Annotated in this window: 15 protein-coding genes; 9 read left to right on the forward strand and 6 right to left on the reverse strand. The window is 72.4% G+C overall.

Features of this window, described 5'->3' with window-relative positions; genetic code table 11:
- Positions 1-17 precede the first annotated feature (17 nt).
- Positions 18-164: a morphogenic membrane protein MmpA gene (gene mmpA / locus ACZ67Q_RS02830; RefSeq protein WP_471175485.1), complete on the forward strand. Its 147-nt coding sequence runs from the start codon at positions 18-20 to the stop codon at positions 162-164.
- A 25-nt stretch (positions 165-189) separates the two neighbouring features.
- Here mmpA and ACZ67Q_RS02835 read toward each other — a convergent pair whose 3' ends face one another.
- Complete coding sequence (locus tag ACZ67Q_RS02835; protein ID WP_471175487.1) at positions 190-1,368, reverse strand: saccharopine dehydrogenase family protein; 1,179 nt, start codon at positions 1,366-1,368, stop codon at positions 190-192.
- A 113-nt stretch (positions 1,369-1,481) separates the two neighbouring features.
- Here ACZ67Q_RS02835 and ACZ67Q_RS02840 point away from each other — a divergent pair, with 113 nt between their 5' ends.
- The 4 genes from ACZ67Q_RS02840 to ACZ67Q_RS02855 all read left to right on the forward strand — a co-directional run bounded on the left by ACZ67Q_RS02840 (position 1,482) and on the right by ACZ67Q_RS02855 (position 6,642).
- Positions 1,482-1,862 carry an MmcQ/YjbR family DNA-binding protein gene (locus tag ACZ67Q_RS02840; protein WP_471175489.1) on the forward strand — a complete coding sequence of 127 codons (381 nt, stop codon included), beginning with the start codon at positions 1,482-1,484 and terminating at the stop codon, positions 1,860-1,862.
- A 125-nt stretch (positions 1,863-1,987) separates the two neighbouring features.
- On the forward strand, positions 1,988-3,199 hold the full coding sequence (locus ACZ67Q_RS02845) for a CaiB/BaiF CoA transferase family protein (RefSeq protein WP_471175491.1): 1,212 nt from the start codon (positions 1,988-1,990) through the stop codon (positions 3,197-3,199).
- A complete protein-coding gene (locus tag ACZ67Q_RS02850; protein ID WP_471175493.1) occupies positions 3,196-4,410 on the forward strand; it encodes an acetyl-CoA C-acetyltransferase in 1,215 nt (404 codons plus the stop codon). Before ACZ67Q_RS02845 ends, ACZ67Q_RS02850 begins: the two co-directional genes overlap by 4 nt.
- 51 nt (positions 4,411-4,461) lie before the next feature.
- The gene (locus tag ACZ67Q_RS02855) at positions 4,462-6,642 is read left to right on the forward strand and encodes a 3-hydroxyacyl-CoA dehydrogenase NAD-binding domain-containing protein (RefSeq protein WP_471175495.1); all 2,181 of its coding nucleotides are present in this window, start codon (positions 4,462-4,464) and stop codon (positions 6,640-6,642) included.
- Positions 6,643-6,674: 32 nt separating this feature from the next.
- On the opposite strand, the gene ACZ67Q_RS02860 is transcribed toward ACZ67Q_RS02855, so the two are convergent.
- A complete protein-coding gene (locus ACZ67Q_RS02860) occupies positions 6,675-7,439 on the reverse strand; it encodes a MerR family transcriptional regulator (protein ID WP_471175497.1) in 765 nt (254 codons plus the stop codon).
- 252 nt (positions 7,440-7,691) lie between these two features.
- On the opposite strand from ACZ67Q_RS02860, the gene ACZ67Q_RS02865 reads away from it, so the two are divergent.
- A complete protein-coding gene (locus ACZ67Q_RS02865; protein ID WP_471175499.1) occupies positions 7,692-9,149 on the forward strand; it encodes an amino acid permease in 1,458 nt (485 codons plus the stop codon).
- Positions 9,150-9,339: 190 nt separating this feature from the next.
- Here the strand turns inward: ACZ67Q_RS02865 and ACZ67Q_RS02870 are convergent, their stop codons facing one another.
- The gene (locus tag ACZ67Q_RS02870; RefSeq protein WP_471175501.1) at positions 9,340-10,833 is read right to left on the reverse strand and encodes a M1 family metallopeptidase; all 1,494 of its coding nucleotides are present in this window, start codon (positions 10,831-10,833) and stop codon (positions 9,340-9,342) included.
- 213 nt (positions 10,834-11,046) lie between these two features.
- Here ACZ67Q_RS02870 and ACZ67Q_RS02875 point away from each other — a divergent pair, with 213 nt between their 5' ends.
- Positions 11,047-12,990 (forward strand): Xaa-Pro dipeptidyl-peptidase, encoded by a 1,944-nt coding sequence (locus ACZ67Q_RS02875; RefSeq protein ID WP_471175503.1) that lies wholly within the window; start codon positions 11,047-11,049, stop codon positions 12,988-12,990.
- Positions 12,991-12,993: 3 nt separating this feature from the next.
- Here ACZ67Q_RS02875 and ACZ67Q_RS02880 read toward each other — a convergent pair whose 3' ends face one another.
- Positions 12,994-13,971: an FAD-dependent oxidoreductase gene (locus ACZ67Q_RS02880; protein ID WP_471175505.1), complete on the reverse strand. Its 978-nt coding sequence runs from the start codon at positions 13,969-13,971 to the stop codon at positions 12,994-12,996.
- A gap of 66 nt (positions 13,972-14,037) precedes the next feature.
- Between ACZ67Q_RS02880 and ACZ67Q_RS02885 the strand changes: the two genes are divergently transcribed.
- Together ACZ67Q_RS02885 and ACZ67Q_RS02890 are read left to right on the forward strand one after the other, a co-directional pair.
- The gene (locus ACZ67Q_RS02885; protein WP_471175507.1) at positions 14,038-15,045 is read left to right on the forward strand and encodes an oxidoreductase; all 1,008 of its coding nucleotides are present in this window, start codon (positions 14,038-14,040) and stop codon (positions 15,043-15,045) included.
- Between the two features lie 61 nt (positions 15,046-15,106).
- Entirely contained in the window at positions 15,107-16,744 is a 1,638-nt protein-coding gene (locus ACZ67Q_RS02890; protein WP_471175509.1) for an ABC-F family ATP-binding cassette domain-containing protein, read from the forward strand.
- Between the two features lie 308 nt (positions 16,745-17,052).
- Here the strand turns inward: ACZ67Q_RS02890 and ACZ67Q_RS02895 are convergent, their stop codons facing one another.
- Together ACZ67Q_RS02895 and ACZ67Q_RS02900 are read right to left on the reverse strand one after the other, a co-directional pair.
- Positions 17,053-17,625, reverse strand: a complete 573-nt coding sequence (locus ACZ67Q_RS02895; protein WP_471175511.1) for a putative glycolipid-binding domain-containing protein — start codon at positions 17,623-17,625, stop codon at positions 17,053-17,055.
- Between the two features lie 69 nt (positions 17,626-17,694).
- Positions 17,695-20,091, reverse strand: coding sequence for a Tex family protein (locus tag ACZ67Q_RS02900; RefSeq protein WP_471175513.1), 2,397 nt, complete (start codon positions 20,089-20,091; stop codon positions 17,695-17,697).
- Positions 20,092-20,261 lie beyond the last annotated feature (170 nt).

The following is a 20,261-nucleotide window of genomic DNA, read 5'->3' on the forward strand; positions in this document are numbered from 1 at the left end:
CCGGAAGGCTGGCCCGTATGACGACACATCGCGCCGCCAAGTCCCTCGACGACCCCGCCCGGCCCGTCGAGCGCGCCGTGAACGCCGCCCTCGTCCTCGCCGTGCTCGCAGGACTGGCGTGGATCTGCGGGATGATCTACACGGTGGTGAGCTGGCCGCTGTAGACACCACCGGCGCCGGCCGCGCGCCTCAGCGGCGTGCGGCGACCCGGAAGACGATGCCCGCCGCCCGCAGCCGTTCGGTCAGCGCCTCGCCCATCGCCACCGCCGTGGTGACCTGACCGGATGTCGGCGGCAGGTCGTCGAAGGACAGGGACAGAGCCGCCTCGGCGAAGATCTTCGCGGTCTCGCCGTAGCCGGGGTCGCCGCCCGACACCTCGGTGAAGACCCGCCGGCCGCCGCCCTCGCCGACGAAGCGCACCCGGAACCAGCTGCGGGCCCGCTTCTCGGCGTCCGGACCCTCGCCCGGACGCACCCGGTCCGACAACCAGCGCCGAGCGGGCGGCACTTGGGCGGCCACCGCGACCGCGCCCACGGCCGCGACCCCGCCCGCCGCGACCGGCAGCCGGCGCACGGCGGCGTAGTGGCGGTAGCGGAAGTCGGGCCCGTAGCGGTCCAGGGACCGCGCCGACCGCTGGACGACCTGCGGGTCGATGGTCGGCAGCGGCAGCGCCCACGCGCCGATCTCGCGCGCGTAGTGCGGCGCGCCGATCGGGGCGGTCGCCCGGCGGCCCACCAGCCGCGGCTCGTGCCGCGCGCGGTCCCGGGCCGCCGCCACCATCTGCCGACCGCGCGCGAACTGGTTCAGCGCCGAGGCCAGCGTCCCGCCCGAGAAGGCCGCGTCGACGGACACGAAGCCCTCCACGGTCAGCGGCACGTCCGGCGGCAGCTGCCCCACCGTGAACAGCACGCCCAGGTCGTGCGGTACGGAGTCGAAGCCGCACGCGTGCACCAGACGCGCACCCGTCTCCCGCGCGCGTGCGTCGTGCCGGACGTACATCAGGTCCACGAACTCCGGCTCGCCGGTGAGGTCGAGATAGTCGGCGCCGGTGTCCGCGCAGGCGGCGACGAGCTGCTCGCCGTAACGGACGTACGGCCCGACCGTGGTCGCCACCACGCGCGCGTGCTCGGCGAGTTCCCGCAGCGACGCGGCGTCGTCGACGTCGGCCCGCAGCATCCCGATCCGCTCGCCGCCGGGCAGCCGCTCCCGCAGCCGCTCCAGCTTCGACGTGTCGCGGCCGGCCACCGCCCAGCGCAGGTCATCGGGCGCGTGCGCGGCGAGGTACTCCGCGGTGAGCGTCCCGACGAAGCCGGTGGCCCCGAAGAGCACGATGTCGTACGGACGGTCGGTCCTGTTCAGCCTGCTCATGACACCCCTCGCCTCGTTCGGCAGCCGCCGTCGTTCCGCTCGGCCGCGCCGCTGTCGGTGGCCGAGGCTAGCGTGAGGAGTGCGCGAGCGGACGACGAGGCCGGAGGTGGCGGATGGCCGTGGCTGAAAGTGCCCACCGGAAGTGGGAGAAAGTGCGCGGCTTCGCCCTTTCCCTGCCGGGTGCGGCCGAGGAGTTCCCCTGGGGCGAGACGGTCGCCAAGGTGAACAGGAAGGTGTTCGTCTTCCTCGGCGTCGACGACGGGAGTCACCCCCTGGCGGTGACGGTGAAGCTCACGGACGAGGCGGCCCACGCCCACGCCCTGAGCTCGCCGGGCGCGGAACCCGCCGGTTACGGCCTCGGCAGGGCGGGCTGGGTGCGCATTCCGCTGGAGGAAGCGGGCGCTCCGGCCGCCGAGCTGCTGTGCGACTGGGTGGAGGAGAGCTACCGCGCCCTCGCGCCCAAGCGGCTCGTCGCCGAGCTGGACGCCGCGTGAAGCGCACTCCCGCCGCATCCCGCCCATAATTGGCTAAGCGCTTGCTCGCCCGGGTCTTGTGCCCGGTGAAACACGTTCTTAGCATCACTGGTGTTACATCGGTTGTGTCACAGCGAGGGGGCTGGATGACCACGGCACCGACGACGCCCGCCGACGGTCCGGTCCCGACGACGCCCGGACCCGGGCCGCTGAGCGGCGTGCGCGTGGTGGAGCTGGCCGGTATCGGCCCCGGCCCGTTCGCCGCCATGCTCCTGGCCGACCTCGGCGCCGACGTGGTCCGCGTCGACCGGCCCGGCGGCCCCGGCCTCGGCATCGACCCGGCGTACGACGTCACCAACCGCAACAAGCGCTCGGTGGTCGTCGACCTGAAGGACCCGGACGGCCCGGAGCACGTCCTCGCCCTGGCCGCACGCTCCGACCTGCTCATCGAGGGCTACCGCCCCGGTGTCGCCGAGCGCCTCGGCGTCGGCCCCGACGCCTGCCATGCCCGCAACCCCAGGCTGGTCTACGGCCGCATGACCGGCTGGGGCCAGCAGGGCCCGCTGGCCGACCGCGCCGGTCACGACATCGGCTACATCGCCGTCACCGGCGCCCTCGGCATGATCGGCGGCCCCGACCAGCCGCCCCCGCCCCCGGCCAACCTCCTCGGCGACTACGCGGGCGGCTCCCTCTACCTCGTCGTCGGCCTCCTCGCCGCGCTGCACCACGCGCGCGTGCACGGCACCGGGCAGGTCGTCGACGCCGCGATCGTCGACGGCACCGCCCATCTGTCGGCGATGATCCACGGCATGCTCGCCGCCGGCGGCTGGCAGGACCGGCGCGGCGCCAACCTCCTCGACGGCGGCTGCCCCTTCTACGGCACCTACGAGACCGCCGACGGCCGGTACATGGCGGTGGGCGCGCTCGAGCCGCAGTTCTACGACACGTTCGCGGACCTGCTCGGCCTTCCCGGGGAGGCCCCGGCCCGGCACGACGTCACCCGCTGGGGCGAACTGCGCGAGGCGGTCGCCGCCCGCTTCAAGGCCGGTACCCAGGACGAGTGGACGGCCGTATTCGAGGGCTCCGACGCCTGCGTGGCACCCGTCCTGTCGCTGCGCGAGGCCCCGCACCACCCCCACCTCGCCGCCCGCGGCACCTTCACCGACCACGGCGGTATCACCCAGCCCGCCCCGGCGCCCCGCTTCTCGGCGACACCGGCCACGATCCGCAGCGGCCCCGCACAGCCCGGCGCCGACACCGCGGACGTGGCACGCGACTGGGACGTACCCGGACTGCTGCCCCCGTCTTCCTCCCGCCCTCAGCCTTCCTCCGACCCTCAGCGAAAGGCCTCCTCGTGAGCACCGAAGCGTACGTGTACGACGCGATCCGCACCCCGCGCGGACGCGGCAAGGCCAACGGCTCCCTGCACGGCACCAAGCCCGTCGACCTGGTCGTCGGCCTCATCCACGAGATCCGCGCCCGCTTCCCGGGCCTGGACCCGGCGGCGGTCGACGACATCGTGCTCGGCGTGGTCGGCCCGGTCGGCGACCAGGGCTCCGACATCGCGCGGATCGCCGCGATCGCCGCCGGCCTGCCCGACACGGTCGCCGGCGTGCAGGAGAACCGCTTCTGTGCCTCCGGCCTCGAGGCCGTCAACATGGCCGCCGCCAAGGTCCGTTCCGGCTGGGAGGACCTGGTCCTCGCGGGCGGTGTGGAGTCGATGTCCCGGGTGCCGATGGCCTCCGACGGCGGCGCCTGGTTCAACGACCCGATGACCAACCTGGCCACCAACTTCGTGCCGCAGGGCATCGGCGCCGACCTCATCGCCACCATCGAGGGCTTCTCCCGCCGGGACGTCGACGAGTACGCGGCCCTGTCCCAGGAACGCGCGGCCACCGCCTGGAAGGAGGGCCGCTTCGAGCGGTCCGTCGTCCCCGTGAAGGACCGCAGCGGCCTCGTCGTCCTCGACCACGACGAGCACCTGCGGCCCGGCACCACCGCCGACTCCCTCGCGAAGCTCAAGCCGTCCTTCGCGGACATCGGCGAACTGGGCGGCTTCGACGCCGTCGCGCTGCAGAAGTACCACTGGGTCGAGCAGATCGACCACGTCCACCACGCCGGCAACTCCTCCGGCATCGTCGACGGCGCCTCGCTCGTCGCCATCGGCTCGAAGGAGGTCGGCGAGCGCTACGGCCTCACCCCGCGCGCCCGGATCGTCTCCGCCGCGGTCTCCGGCTCCGAGCCCACCATCATGCTCACCGGCCCCGCCCCGGCCACCCGCAAGGCGCTCGCCAGGGCCGGGCTGACCATCGACGACATCGACCTCGTCGAGATCAACGAGGCGTTCGCGGCGGTCGTGCTGCGCTTCGTGAAGGACATGGGCCTGTCCCTGGACAAGGTCAACGTCAACGGCGGCGCCATCGCGCTGGGCCACCCGCTCGGCGCGACCGGCGCGATGATCCTCGGCACCCTCGTCGACGAACTGGAGCGCCAGGACAAGCGCTACGGCCTCGCCACCCTGTGCGTCGGCGGCGGCATGGGCATCGCCACCGTCGTCGAGCGCATCTGACCTTCCCAACGGATCACCACGGCCATCACGGACCATCACGGAGCAGCTTCCATGAGCACTGAGCCCACCACCATCCGCTGGGAACAGGACGACACCGGTGTCGTCACCCTCGTCCTGGACGACCCGAACCAGTCCGCCAACACCATGAACCAGGCGTTCCGCGACTCGCTCGCCGCGGTCGCCGACCGTCTGGAGGCGGAGAAGGACGCCATCCGCGGCGTCATCGTCACCTCCGCCAAGAAGACCTTCTTCGCCGGCGGCGACCTGCGCGACCTCATCCGCGTCACCCCCGAGACGGCGCAGGACCTCTTCGACGGCGGCCTGGCCATCAAGCGCAACCTGCGCCGCATCGAGACCCTCGGCAAGCCGGTCGTCGCCGCACTCAACGGCGCCGCCCTCGGCGGAGGCTACGAGATCGCGCTGGCCTGCCACCACCGCGTCGCCCTGGACGCCCCCGGCTCCAAGATCGGCTGTCCGGAGGTCACCCTCGGCCTGCTGCCCGGAGGCGGCGGCGTCGTGCGCACCGTCCGGCTGCTCGGCATCACCGACGCCCTGCTGAAGGTCCTCCTCCAGGGCACCCAGTACAACCCGCGCCGCGCCCTCGACAACGGCCTGGTGGACGAGGTCGTCGACAGCCGCGAGGAGCTCATCGCGCGGGCCCGCGCCTTCATCGACGCCCACCCCGAGTCCCAGCAGCCCTGGGACCGCCCCGGCTACCGCATCCCCGGCGGCACCCCGGCGAACCCGAAGTTCGCCGCCAACCTGCCCGCCTTCCCGGCCAGCCTGCGCAAGCAGACGAACGGCGCCCCCTACCCGGCGCCGCGCAACATCCTCGCCGCCGCCGTCGAGGGCGCCCAGGTCGACTTCGAGACCGCGCAGATCATCGAGGCGCGCTACTTCGTGGAGCTGGCCGCGGGGCAGACCTCGAAGAACATGATCCAGGCGTTCTTCTTCGACCTTCAGGCCGTCAACTCCGGCGCCAACCGCCCGAAGGGCATCGAGCCCCGCAAGGTCCGCAAGGTCGCCGTGCTCGGCGCCGGCATGATGGGCGCCGGCATCGCCTACTCCTGCGCCCGCGCCGGCATCGACGTCGTCCTCAAGGACGTCGCCCTGGAAGCCGCCGTCAAGGGCAAGGGCTACTCCGAGAAGCTGTGCGCCAAGGCCGTCGCCAAGGGCCGTACGACGCAGGAGAAGGCCGACGCGCTGCTCGCCCGCATCACGCCCACCGCCGATGTCGCCGACCTCGCGGGCTGCGACGCGGTCATCGAGGCCGTGTTCGAGGACACCGCGCTCAAGCACAAGGTCTTCCAGGAGATCGAGTCCGTCGTCGCGCCGGACGCGCTGCTGTGCTCCAACACCTCCACGCTGCCCATTACCACGCTCGCCGAGGGCGTCGAGCGGCAGAGCGACTTCATCGGACTGCACTTCTTCTCGCCGGTCGACAAGATGCCGCTGGTGGAGATCATCAAGGGTGAGCGCACCGGCGACGAGGCCCTCGCCCGCGCCTTCGACCTGGTGCGGCAGATCAACAAGACGCCGATCGTCGTCAACGACTCGCGCGGCTTCTTCACCTCGCGGGTCATCGGCCACTTCATCAACGAGGGCGTGGCCATGGTCGGCGAGGGCATCGAGCCCGCGTCCGTCGAGCAGGCGGCGGCCCAGGCCGGCTACCCGGCCAAGGTGCTGTCCCTGATGGACGACCTGACGCTGACCCTGCCCCGCAAGATCCGGGGCGAGTCGAAGCGGGCCGTGGAGGAGTCCGGCGGCACCTGGACGGCGCACCCGGCCGAGGCCGTCATCGACCGCATGGTCGACGAGTTCGGCCGCACCGGCCGCAGCGGCGGCGCCGGCTTCTACGAGTACGACGAGAACGGCAAGCGGCTGCGGCTGTGGCCGGGGCTGCGCGAGCACTTCAAGCAGGAGGGGCGCGAGATCCCCTTCCGCGACATGCAGGAGCGCATGCTGTTCGCCGAGGCGCTGGACACCGTCCGGCTGCTGGAGGAGGGCGTGCTCACCTCGGTCGCCGACGCCAACATCGGCTCGATCCTCGGCATCGGCTTCCCCGGCTGGACGGGCGGCGTGCTCCAGTACATCAACGGCTACGACGGCGGCCTGCCCGGCTTCGTGGCACGCGCGCGTGAGCTGGCCGAGCGCTACGGCGAGCGCTTCATGCCGCCGGCGCTGCTGGTGGAGAAGGCGGAGCGGGGGGAGACCTTCACGGACGGCCGCTGAGCCGCCGGCACGACGTGCGCCGAGGCAGCGCCTCACTCCTCGGCGCCGTCCAGCCACTCCCGCAGTTCCTCGCGCAGCGACCGCTGGAAGGTCGTGAGCAGGGCCTGCACCACCAGGGGGTGCATATGGGCGGACAGCGACTTCACGTCCTGCGGGCCGCGGTCGGCCACCGCGGCCCGCAGCAGCCCCGACAGCTCCCGTGCGGCCGCGCGGGAGTGCCCGATCAGCACGCTGCGCGCGGCGAGCACCGTCTCCTGCGACAGCGGTACGTCCAGCAGCTCGACGCCGAGCCGCAGCAGCCCGGCGTCGACGCGGTAACCGCCACCGGCCTCGCCGTCCCCACCGGCCTCGCCGTCCGGGCCGTGCCCTGCGTCCGGGCCGTCCCCGCCGGCCTCCGGTAGGACGACGTTCATCGCCGTCAGCCGCTGGATCTCCGCGTCGCCGAGCGCGCGGCCCGCGCGCCGCTCCAGCTCCTCCCGGCTCACCGATTCCACGGTGTCCGGCGCCCAGGACGCCACCACCGCGCGGTGCAGGGCGAGGTCGCGGGCGCTGAGGCCGGCGGGGAGCTGCCGCAGATACCGCTCGATCGCCGCCAGCGTCATGCCCTGGCGCTGCAGCTCCTCGATCAGTGCCAGGCGCGCGAGATGAGCGGCGCCGTAGCGACCCACCCGGCGCGGGCCCAGCACGGGCGGCGGGAGGAGACCCTTGGTGCTGTAGAAACGGACCGTGCGCACGGTGACGCCCGCGCGGGCGGCCAGCTCGTCGATCGTGAGGGTCGGCTCCTCGGTTGTCGTCATGTGCAGCAGTATCACTGTCTCACCAGCGCTGTGACACCCGTCGTGCAAGGAGCGGACCGCACCTCTTTCCTGGTGAACGACTCGTGAACCCCATGTGAGAAGAACCGCTCTGTGACATGGACCATCGCATGAGAAGTGATCTCCCTGGGAAGCTGCTGCCTTGGTCTGTGCCGTGAGGGGGTGGTGCGGGCCAAGCCACGTACGAGTCCCGAGGGCAACCCGCTCGGGCCGCACCAGAGAGTGGAACCACCCGTGAGCAAGGAAGCCGTGCACACGGCACAGGCCGCCGCCCACCCCGCGGCGACCGCTACGCCCGCGGACGCGGGCGACGCCGGTTACAGCAAGGACCTCAAGCACCGCCACGTCAACATGATCGCGATCGGCGGCGCGATCGGCACCGGCCTCTTCCTGGGCGCCGGTGGCCGACTGCACAACGCGGGCCCCGCCCTCGCGCTGGCCTACCTCGTCTGCGGCATCTTCGCCTTCTTCGTGGTGCGGGCGCTCGGCGAGCTGGTCCTCTACCGCCCCTCCTCCGGATCCTTCGTGTCGTACGCGCGCGAGTTCCTCGGTGAGAAGGGCGCGTATGTCGCCGGCTGGATGTACTTCCTGAACTGGTCGACCACCGGTATCGCCGACATCACCGCGATCGCGCTGTACACGCACTACTGGAGCCTGTTCACGCCCATCCCACAGTGGGTGCTGGCGCTGATCGCGCTCGCCGTGGTGCTCGCCGTGAACCTCATCTCGGTGAAGATCTTCGGTGAGATGGAGTTCTGGTTCTCGATCGTCAAGGTGGTCACGCTGGTCGCCTTCATGCTGATCGGCATCTTCCTGCTGGCCACGCAGCACGAGGTCGGCGGTCACACGCCAGGCCTCAGCGTGATCACCGACCACGGTGGCGTCTTCCCGCACGGCGTGATGCCGGTCGTCCTGGTCATGCAGGGCGTGATCTTCGCGTACGCGGCGCTGGAGCTGGTCGGCGTCGCGGCCGGCGAGACCTCCGAGCCGGAGAAGGTCGTCCCGCGCGCGGTGAACTCGATCATGTGGCGCGTCGGTCTGTTCTACGTCGGTTCGGTCGTCCTGCTGGCGCTGCTGCTGCCGGGATCGGTGTACTCCGGTGACCAGAGCCCCTTCGTGACCGTCCTGTCGAAGATCGGCGTGCCGGCGGCCGGCGACGTGATGAACCTCGTCGTCCTGACCGCGGCCATGTCCTCGCTGAACTCCGGTCTGTACTCCACGGGCCGCATCCTGCGCTCCATGGCGATGGCCGGCTCGGCGCCGAAGTTCACCCGTGTGATGAGCCGCAGCCAGGTGCCCTACGGCGGCATCCTGCTGACCTGCGGCATCTGCGTGCTCGGCGTGGGCCTTAACTACCTGATGCCGAGCCAGGCCTTCGAGATCGTGCTGAACGTGGCCTCCCTCGGCATCATCAGCACGTGGGTGATCATCATGATCTGCCACCTGGTCTTCGTGCGCCGGGCCAAGGCCGGCCTCGTCACCCGGCCGAACTTCCGCCTCCCGGGCAGCCCGGTCACGGAGATCGCCACGGTGGCGTTCCTGCTGGCCTGCCTCGGCATGATGTGGAACGACCCCGACGTCGGCCGCAAGACGCTGCTCCTGATCCCGCTGATCGCGGTCCTCCTGATCGCAGGCTGGTTCGCCGTCCGCCGCCGCGTCGCGGAGAACACGCACGACGAACTCACGCGGTAGCACCACCCACAGCCACCGCTCGCCTCCGGCGGCACCGTGTAGCCGCGGTGCCGCCGGAGGCGTGTCGGGGGGCGCGGTGTCCGTGGTGCCGTCGGAGGCCCTTGCGCGGGTCGCCCGGCTGCGGGCCGTATGTGGCTGAGCGCGCGGTTCCCCGCGCCCCTTTCGGGGCGCGGGGCTGCGGTGTTCTGCCTCAGCGGCCGTGTACCTCGTTCGTTGCTGCGATCTTCTTCCAGGACTTCGGCTGGGCCGGGGTCGCGGAGGTCCGGGTGAAGGATTGCGCGTGGGCCGCCGGGGCGGCCGGCTTCGTCGGCTCGTACAGCCAGGTGTCGAACAGGGACGCCAGCGGCTTGCCGGAGACCTCCTCGGCGTAGCGCTGGAAGTCGGCCACCGACGCGTTGCCGTACGCGTACCGCTGCGGCCAGCCCTTCAGGATCCTGAAGAAAGCGTCGTCACCGATCTCGTTGCGCAGCGCCTGGATGGCCAGCGCGCCCCGGTCGTAGACCGCGATGTCGAACTGGTTGTCGGGACCCGGGTCGCCCGGCTTCACCGTCCAGAAGGGGTCGTCGGCCGGGTGCGAGGCGTACACGTAGTCCGCCAGCTCCTGTGCGGTGCCCTCACCCTCGTGCTCCGACCACAGCCACTGCGCGTACCGCGCGAAGCCCTCGTTGATCCAGATGTCCTTCCAGCTCTTGAGCGACACACTGTCGCCCCACCACTGGTGGGCCAGCTCGTGCACGACGACGGAGGTGTTGGCGCCGTTCGCGAACTGCCGCGGACTGTAGTAGACGCGGGTCTGGGTCTCCAGCGCGTACCCCGTCGTCGTGTTGGGCACATAGCCGCCCGCCGAAGAGAACGGGTACGGCCCGAAGTAGCCGCTCAGCCAGTCGACGAGTTCCCCGGTGCGCTCCACGCTGGCCCGCGCCGCGCCGTCGTTGTCGCCGAGGTCCTTGCTGTAGGCGTTGACGACGGGGACGCCTCCCTCGGAGGTGGACGTCGTGATGTCGAACTTCCCGAGCGCCAAGGTGGCCAGATACGTCGCCTGCGGCTTGTTCTCACGCCAGTTCCAGCGCGTCCAGCCGAGCTTGGAACTCGTCGACTGCAGCGTGCCGTTGGACAGGGCCTGTGTCCCGTCGGGCACCAGCACGGACACGTCGTAGGTGGCCTTGTCCAGCGGGTGGTCGTTGCTGGGGAACCACCACCAGGCCGCTTCCGGCTCGTTCGCCCCGATGCCGCCGTCCGGGGTGCGGTGCCAGCTCGTGAAGCCGTACGCCTTCTTCGACGACGGCACCCCGCTGTAACGCACGACGACGGTGACCGCCGTCCCCTTCGGCAACGGCGTCCGCGGCGTGATCACCAGCTCGTGCTCGCCCGACCTCGTGAAGGCGGCCTTGGCCCCGTTGACCCGGACTTCGCTCACGTCCAGCAGGAAGTCCAGGTCGAACCGCGACAGATCCTGCGTGGTCCGCGCCAGGATCGTCGCCGTGCCCTCCAACTCGTCGGTGACCGGCTGGTACTTCAGCCTCAGGTCGTAGTGGGAGACGTCGTATCCGCCGTTGCCGTAGGCCGGGTAGTAGGGGTCGCCCATGCCCGGGGCGCCGGGGGAGAAGCTCGCCGCCGATGCCGGGATCGCCAGCAGGACGGAGGCGGCGGCCAGTGCGCCCGGCGCGATGATTCTGCGGTGCACGAAAGCTCCAAGTCGTAGGGGACCGAAGTTCGTTCGAGCCTATTGAGTCCCTCCGCCCCCGGTCATGTCCATGGCCCCTCCTGTCACACGATCGCCATTCAGCCGTCATGACCGAAGCCGATCGACACTCCTCACCTCCTGCTCGCCCGGCATGGCTCACCGGTCCCCGTGTGCGCTCTTCTGTACGGGAGTTGACCGATGTACCGTCCGCGCATGCCGAAACGCACGCGCTTCACGACCACAAGAACGCTCGTGACAGCCGCGGTCGCCGCTCTGGTGGCCGCCCTCCTCACCCCGGCCGCCGCGCACGCCACCCCGCGCGAGAGCCGGCCCGTCTACTCGTACGCGCACGCCATCCGCGAAGCCGTCTGGGTGGACACCGGACTCGACGGCGACGGCGACGGCCGCACCGACCGCGTCGCCGCCGACATCGTCCGGCCCCGCGAGCCCGCCGCGCAGGGCCGCAAGGTGCCCGTCATCATGGACGCCAGCCCCTACTACTCCTGCTGCGGCCGCGGCAACGAGAGCCAGAAGAAGACCTACGACGCCGACGGCCACGTCGTGCAGATGCCGCTGTTCTACGACAACTACTTCGTCCCGCGCGGCTACGCCGTCGTCGGCGTCGACCTCGCCGGCACCAACCGCTCCGACGGCTGCGCCGACGTAGGCGGCCGCTCCGACGTCCTGTCCGCCAAGGCCGTGATCGACTGGCTGAACGGCCGGGCGACGGCGTACACCTCCCGCACCGGGCACACCACCGTCCGGGCCGGCTGGACCGACGGCCGCACCGGCATGATCGGCAAGAGCTGGGACGGGACCATCGCCAACGGCGTCGCCGCGACCGGCGTCAAGGGCCTGAAGACCATCGTCCCGATCAGCGCGATCTCCTCCTGGTACGACTACTACTTCCAGCAGGGCGCCCCGCTGTACGACTCCGGCCCCGAATGGCTGTCCGACTACGTCGACAGCCCCGACGCCCGCGCCCGCTGCGCCGCCGTACAGCAAAAGCTCGTCGACGGCGCGCCCCGCAGCGGTGACCTGACCCCGCTGTGGACCGAACGCGACTACGTGAAGGACGCGAAGAAGGTCCGCGCGAGCGTCTTCCTCGTGCACGGCATGCAGGACCTCAACGTGCGCACCAAGCACCTCGGCCAGTGGTGGGACGCCCTCGCGAAGAACGGCGTGAAGCGCAAGATCTGGCTCTCCCAGACCGGACACGTCGACCCCTTCGACTTCCGGCGCGGCGCCTGGGCCGACACCCTGCACCGCTGGTTCGACCACGAACTGCTCGGCTACGACAACGGCATCGACCGCGAACCCATGGCCGACATCGAACGCCGGCCCGACCACTGGGTCACCTCGCCCGTGTGGCCGCCGAAGGGCACCCGGCTCACGACCCTGCGGCCCGCCCCGGGCACCGGGCCCGGCGTCGGCACCCTCCGCCTGCGCCCCGCCACCGGCACCGCGACGTTCACCGACGACCCGCGGCACAGCGAGACCGACTGGGCCGCGCAGCTCGACCGGCCGACCCCCGACAAGGCCGGCTTCACCACCGCGCCCCTCACCCGCGACCTGCGCCTGTCCGGCTCCTCGAAGGTCACCGTCACCGCGACGCCGACCACCGCCACGGCCCACCTGTCGGCGGTCCTCGTCGACGTCGGCCCGGCCACCATCCGGGACTACGCCGACGCCGCCGAGGGCATCACCACCCTCACCGACCGCACCTGCTGGGGGGCGAGCACCGCGGGCGACAGCGCCTGCTTCAAGGAGACGCGGGCCAGGACCACCGACGTCGGCTACACCGTCGTCAGCCGCGGCTGGGCCGATCTCGGCACCTGGGCCGACCCCGGCAAGGGCGCGCCGCTCGTCCCGGGCCGGTCGTACACGATCACCGTCGATCTGGCGGCGACCGACCACGTCGTGCCCAAGGGCCACCGGCTGGCGCTGATCGTGGCCGGCACCGACAAGGACCTCATCGATCCGCCGTCCACCACCCCGACCCTCACCCTCGACCTGGCCCGGACCTCCGCCCGGCTCCCGCTGGTGGGCGGCGCCGGTGCCTTCGCCCGCGCCACGGCCGCAGCGGCCGGCCCGGCCCCGCAGCCGACCACGCTGAAGGGCGTGCACGGGCCGCGCAGCACCCCGCGCGTGCCCTGACCCTCAGGAGGGGGCTCCGTAGGGGCCGCAGGAGGGGGTGGCCAAGCCGGCCGCCTCCTCCGCACAGCCCCACGCCACGGTGACGCCCGCGCCGCCGTGCCCGTAGTTGTGCACCACCACCCGCCCGTCCGGCCGGACTTCGCGCTCCAGCCGGACCGCGTCCCGCGCCGGCCGCAGCCCCACCCGGTGCTCCAGCACGCGCGCACCGGCCACCTCCGGCCGCAGCGCCGCACATCGCCGTACGATCGCCTCGGCCACGGCCGGGTCGGGCTCGGTGGACCAGTCGCCGTCCTGCGCGGTGCCGCCCAGCAGCAGACGGTCCGGATGCGGCAGCAGATACGCCAACTCGCCGCCGGCGGTGGTCGAGACGAGCCAGGTGCGCACGCCGGGGTTCTCCACCACCACCAACTGCCCCCGCACCGGCCGCACCGCCGGGTCGGGGACGAGCCGCCGGGCGCCCAGACCGGAGCAGTTCACCACCACCGAGGCCGGCACCCGGTCCAGATCGGACACCGTGCGCTCCTCGACGATCCCGCCCGCCGCCGTGAACCGCCGCCGCAGCCACGGCAGATGCACCGCCATGTCGATCAACGGCAGCCGCGCCCACACCCCCGACCCGGCGTACTCCTCCTTCTCCGAGGCCCGCAACCCCGGCAGCCGCGCGGCCGCCCACCCGGTGACCTCGTCCAGCTCCGTCTCGCCCAGTACCCCTTCGACCACGCGTACGCCGGTCGCCTCCGGGCTCCTCGCCAACTCCTCGTACACGTCCAGGGAGCGCAGCGCCCACGTCCGCGCCGATGCCACCGGCTCGATGTGGTACGGCCACCACAGCGCGCCGGCGACCGCCGAGGTCGTCCGCTCCACCGGGTCCCGCGTCCACACCCGCACCCGTCGGCCGCGTTCGGCGAGGACCACCGCGGTGGTCAGCCCCACGACGCCGCCGCCGACCACGATCACGTCGTTGCTCTGCTCACTCTCCACACCGGGACGGTAGCGGAATGTGTCATGCCGCGCTCACATCGGTGACGACGCGGGAATACTCACAGCATGTCTGCCGCGTACGCGACCTTCGGCCTGGCCCCGGCGACCCGTGCTGGCTCCGTCCTCGCCGACGGGGGCTACCAGGTGCACCGGGACTTCCTCGACTTCGTCGTGGACGGCCGCCCGCTGCTGTTCCAGCTCTCCGACCTCGACGCCGTCTCCCCGCTCGCCTCCGACGTGCCGCCCGCCATCTTCACCGAGCAGGTGCGCGCTCTGCTGCGCGAGGCCGACGCGCCGCTTCCCGGCGGGCGGTATGTCATCTACGGCTGCCCCGAGTGCGCCGACCTGGCCTGCGGGGCGGTCACCGCGGTCATCGAGCACGACGGCGACGACTACGTCTGGCGGGACTTCGCGTGGCAGACCCGCGAGGACGTCGACCTGGAACGCGACGGCTACCACGGCATAGGGCCGTTCCGGTTCCGCGGCGAGCAGTACCGGGCGGCGCTGGCCGCGCTGCCGGACGCCGGCCGCCGCCGGGTGCTGCTCATCGGCGCCCGCGTCGCCCTGCTCGCCAAGCTCGCCGCCGCGCTGCGCGCCATCGGCATCGGCGCCGACATCGCCCACGACGCGGACGGCGTGCCCGCCGAGGAACTGCGCGGCTACGGCGCCGTCGCCTTCGGCCGGGGTGTGGGGGAGGCCGAACGCGCCGCCGTGCGCCGCGCTTTCGAGTCCGCCGGTGTGCGGGTCGCGCACGTGGACGCGGCGGCACCGATCGTGCCGCTGCTCGTGGCGCAGATCGAACACGCCCTGGACCGCAGCCCCGCCGAGCAGCGCCGTCTGACCCGGCTGACCGCCGCCCGGGGCGAGGCGGGCGTCGAGGTCACCTCGCCGTGCCGGGTGCGGCTGACGGCGTACCGCGTGGACCTGCTCTCGCGCACCCACACCCACGAGGTATTCGACGGCGTCCTCGAAACCGGCAGCCACCGCATCCCGCTGGACGCCAGGACGATCAAGGGCGGGTCCTGGGTCGTCGCCCGGACCTCGGGCAACGTCCTGGTGGCGGCCCTGCACTGACCGCCGCCCCACCCCACGGGCCGCGCCGCTGTCACCGGCGGCCGTTAGGATCGGCGCCCTGATGACTGCCACTCTCGTCGCCAAGAACCTCGCCGCCGGGCACGGCGACCGCTCGCTCTTCTCCGGGCTCGACCTCGTCGTCGCGCCCGGTGACGTGATCGGGCTGGTCGGTGCCAATGGCGCGGGCAAGTCCACGCTGCTGACCATGCTCGCCGGGCTGCTGCCGCCCGAGGAGGGCGAGCTGCGCCTGTCCCCGCCGACGGCCACCGTGGGCCATCTCCCGCAGGAACCTGAGCGCCGGCCGGGGGAGAGCGTCCGGGAGTTCCTGGCCCGCCGCACCGGCGTCGCGGCCGCTCAGCGCGCCATGGACGAGGCCACGCAGGGGCTGGTCGACGGGGCCCCGGGCGCGGACGACGCGTACGCGGTGAGCCTGGAGCGCTGGCTCGCCCTCGGCGGCGCGGACCTCGACGAGCGCGCGGAGGAGGTCGCCGACTCCCTGGGCCTCGCCGTGGGCCTGGACCAGCCAATGACGTCCCTGTCCGGTGGCCAGGCGGCGCGCGCCTCCCTCGCCTCGCTGCTGCTGTCGCGCTACGACGTCTTCCTCCTCGACGAGCCGACCAACGACCTCGACCTCGACGGCCTGGAGCGCCTCGAACGCTTCGTGGCCGGACTGCGCGCGGCCACGGTCGTCGTCAGCCACGACCGCGAGTTCCTCACCCGCACGGTCACCAAGGTCCTCGAACTCGACCTCGCGCAGCAGCAGATCAACCTCTACGGCGGCGGCTACGACGCCTACCTGGAGGAGCGCGAGGTGGCCCGCCGGCACGCCCGCGACGACTACGACGAGTACGCCGACAAGAAGGCCGCGCTGGAGGACCGGGCGCGCACCCAGCGCTCCTGGATGGACAAGGGGGTGAAGAACGCCCGGCGCAAGGCGGGCGACAACGACAAGATCGGCCGCAAGTTCCGCAGCGAGGCAAGCGAGAAGCAGGCCGCGAAGGCCCGTCAGACGCAGCGGCTGATCGAGCGCCTCGACGTCGTCGAGGAGCCGCGCAAGGAGTGGGAACTGCGCATGGAGATCGCCTCGGCCCCGCGCTCCGGCGCGGTCGTGGCGACCCTGCGGGACGCCGAGGTCCGGCGCGGGGACTTCACCTTCGGCCCGGTCTCCCTCCAGATCGACTGGGCGGACCGGGTGGCGGTCACCGGTGCGAACGGCGCGGGCAAGTCCACACTGCTCGGCGCCCTGCTCGGCCGGGTCCCGCTGGACGCCGGCCACGCCGCGCTCGGCTCCGGGGTGCTGGTCGGCGAGGTCGACCAGGCCCGCAAGCTGTTCCACGGCTCCGAGGCCCTGCTGGACGCGTTCTGCGCGGCAGTCCCCGACACCGAGCCGGTCGAGGTGCGCACGCTGCTCGCCAAGTTCGGCCTCAAGGCCGACCACGTGGTGCGCCCGGCCGCGACCCTCTCCCCGGGCGAGCGCACCCGTGCGGCCCTGGCACTCCTGCAGGGCCGGGGCGTCAACCTCCTGGTCCTCGACGAGCCGACCAACCACCTCGACCTGCCGGCCATCGAGCAACTGGAGTCCGCCCTCGACGCCTACGAGGGCACCCTGCTCCTGGTCACCCACGACCGCCGCATGCTGGAAGCGGTCCACGTCACCCGCCGCCTGGAGGTCGCCGACGGCAAGGTGACCGAGCGCTAGCGGTACGCCGCGGCCGGCCTGGGCGTACACCGAGCGGCGCGCCGGCACACCGGCCCCGCAGGCGGCCGGTTTCCTCGGCCACCCGCCGGCCGGTGCCCGGGGCGCGCGATGCCATCGGCGCCCGGCGCGCCGTCGACAACCGGCCGTAGCCGGGCGACGACCTCCTTGCGAGGCTTCTCGGGCCGGGTCCCCGGATCCGCTTCCGGTGCGGCGCCGCCCGTGATCCAATGCGTCGGCTCCCCGGCGCCCGTCCCTCGAAGGGCCGCCGAAGCCCGCGTCGCGGACAGGGTGTCGGCGCTGGTCAGCGGCTATTCCGCCGCGATCCGCGTCGCCAGCTGGGGATAGTGGACGACGAACCCCTCCGCGTCGATCTCCAGGTCGCTGCGGAACGAGCCGGAGGTGTAGCGGACGCGGCCGGCGCCGTCGGGGAGACGGGCGAGGTGGGTGTAGGTCTGGCGGGACGGGCGTACCACCAGGCCCGGTACCGAGACCCAGGCCATCAGGAACTCCTGCTCGCCGGCCGCCCGGTGCAGGGCGTGCCGCAGCACCGGCATGGTGTTGGTGAGCGGGCTGAGGCCGAGGTCGCAGTCGAGGGCGCCGGTCAGCGCGTGCAGCGGCTCCCCGTCGGCGCTCCAGCCGCCCCGGCCGTCGTGGCGCAGCTCCAGCGTGCGGGTGCGGGCGGCGGTCTCCGCGGTCACCCGCAGCCGCCGCGTGACGAAGTCCTCCGCGGTCTGCAGCTCGTAGGAGATCCAGTACGGCTCCGGCGTCGTGCCGACCGCTCGGCCCCGGGCGTGCAGGGCGCCCTGGCCGCAGTCGACCCACGCGGTCTCGTACCCACCGCTCGCCGGCACGTTCCAGGTGAGCACACGCGAAGTGGTCATACGGCCACTGTACGAGCGCGCCCGGCTCCACCTCCGCGGAAGCGGAACCGGGCGCGCCCGCGGTACGGCCTAGCGGCGGCCCTTCTTGTCGCCGCCCAGCAGCCCCACGCGACGCAGCGCGTCGGCCATGGCGCTGTTCGCCGGGGCCGGAGCCTGACGGCCACCTCCACCGGCACCCCCACCGGCACCGCCGCCGCCGCGGCCCTGGCGCTGCTGCGGCGGACGCCCGCCGCGCTGCCGGCCGCCGCCCGGAGAGGCGGACTTCTCCTGCGGGGCCGCCTCGTCGTCCAGGCGCAGCGTGAGCGAGATCCGCTTGCGCGGGATGTCGACGTCGAGGACCTTCACCTTCACGATGTCGCCGGGCTTGACGACGTCACGCGGGTCCTTGACGAACGTCCTCGACATCGCGGATACGTGCACCAGGCCGTCCTGGTGGACACCGACGTCGACGAAGGCACCGAAGGCCGCCACGTTGGTGACGACACCCTCCAGGATCATCCCCGAGCTCAGGTCGGAGATCTTCTCCACGCCCTCCTTGAAGGTGGCCGTCCTGAAGGCGGGCCGCGGGTCGCGCCCGGGCTTCTCCAGCTCCTTGAGGATGTCGGTGACGGTCGGCAGACCGAAGGTGTCGTCGACGAACTCCTGCGGCCTGAGCGAGCGCAGCACCGACGTGTTGCCGATCAGGGAGGCGACCTCCTGCCCGGTGGTCTTCACCATGCGGCGCACCACCGGGTAGGCCTCCGGGTGCACGCTGGAGGCGTCCAGCGGGTCGCTGCCGCCGCGGATGCGCAGGAAGCCCGCGCACTGCTCGTACGCCTTCGGGCCGAGCCGAGGCACCTTCTTCAGCTCCGCGCGGGAGGTGAAGGGGCCATGGGCGTCGCGGTGCGCGACGATGTTCTCGGCGAGCCCGGAGGTGATGCCGGAGACGCGGGCCAGCAGGGGCGCGGACGCGGTGTTCACGTCGACACCGACGCCGTTCACACAGTCCTCCACCACCGCGTCCAGCGAGCGGGACAGCTTCACCTCGGACAGGTCGTGCTGGTACTGGCCGACACCGATCGACTTCGGATCGATCTTCACCAGCTCGGCCAGCGGGTCCTGCAGCCGGCGCGCGATGGACACCGCGCCGCGCAGCGACACGTCCATGTCGGGCAGTTCCTGCGAGGCGAACGCCGACGCCGAGTACACCGAGGCGCCCGCCTCCGACACCATCACCTTGGTGAGGTTCAGCTCCGGGTGCTTGTCGATCAACTCGCCGGCGAGCTTGTCGGTCTCGCGGGACGCGGTGCCGTTGCCGATGGCGATCAGCTCGACCGCGTGCTCCTTGGCGAGCCGGGCCAGCTTGGCGATGGCCTCGTCCCACCGGTTCGCCGGGACGTGCGGGTGGATGACGTCCGTGGCGACGACCTTGCCCGTGGCGTCGACGACGGCGACCTTGACGCCGGTGCGGAAACCGGGGTCGAGGCCGAGCGTCGCGCGCGTGCCCGCCGGGGCGGCGAGCAGCAGGTCCCGCAGGTTGGCGGCGAAGACACCCACGGCGTCGTCCTCGGCGGCCGTGCGCAGCCTCAGGCGCAGGTCGATGCCGAGGTGGACGAGGATGCGGGTGCGCCAGGCCCAGCGGACGGTGTCCTTCAGCCACTTGTCGCCGGGCCGCCCGCGGTCGGCGATCCCGAACCTCGCGGCGACGATCCCCTCGTACGACGACGGGCCGTCCGTGGGCTCCTCCGGCTCCAGGACGAGGTCGAGGACCTCCTCCTTCTCGCCGCGCAGCATCGCCAGGATCCGGTGCGAGGGCAGCTCGGTGAACGGCTCGGCGAAGTCGAAGTAGTCGGCGAACTTGGCGCCCGTCTCCTCCTTGCCCTCGCGGACCTTCGCGGCCAGCCGGCCCCGCACCCACATGCGCTCGCGCAGTTCGCCGATCAGGTCCGCGTCCTCCGAGAACCGCTCGGTGAGGATCGCGCGGGCGCCGTCCAGAGCGGCCTGCGGATCGGCGACGCCCTTGTCGGCGTCGACGAAGGCCGCGGCGGCCGCGAGCGGGTCGACGGACGGGTCGCCGAGCAGCCCCTCGGCCAGCGGCTCGAGACCGGCCTCGCGGGCGATCTGCGCCTTGGTGCGCCGCTTGGGCTTGTACGGCAGGTAGATGTCCTCCAGCCGCGCCTTGGTCTCGGCGCCGCGGATCTGCGCCGCCAACTCGTCGGTGAGCTTGCCCTGCTCGCGCACCGACTCCAGGATCGCCGCGCGACGCTCCTCCAGCTCCCGCAGATAGCGCAGCCGCTCCTCGATCGTGCGCAGCTGCGCATCGTCGAGCATCTCGGTCGCTTCCTTGCGGTAGCGGGCGATGAAGGGCACCGTCGAACCGCCGTCGAGCAACTCGACGGCGGCCTTCACCTGCCGCTCCCGTACGCCGAGCTCCTCGGCGATCCTGCCTTCGATGGACCCTACTTCGATGGATCCGGGTGTCGTCACGATCCCGTACCGCCTTCTCCACATCGGGTTGCGCGGCAATTGTGGCAGGCGGCACCGACAACGGGGATCAGGGCGTGGCTCCGGCGGGGCGGGATCGTTCAGGCGGGCGGGACCGGGAGGGCCGGGGCGGGAGGGCGGTGGTCACCGTTTCACCGGCCCGCCCCGCCCCC

The organism is Streptomyces sp. NPDC036813 (genome assembly GCF_055609245.1).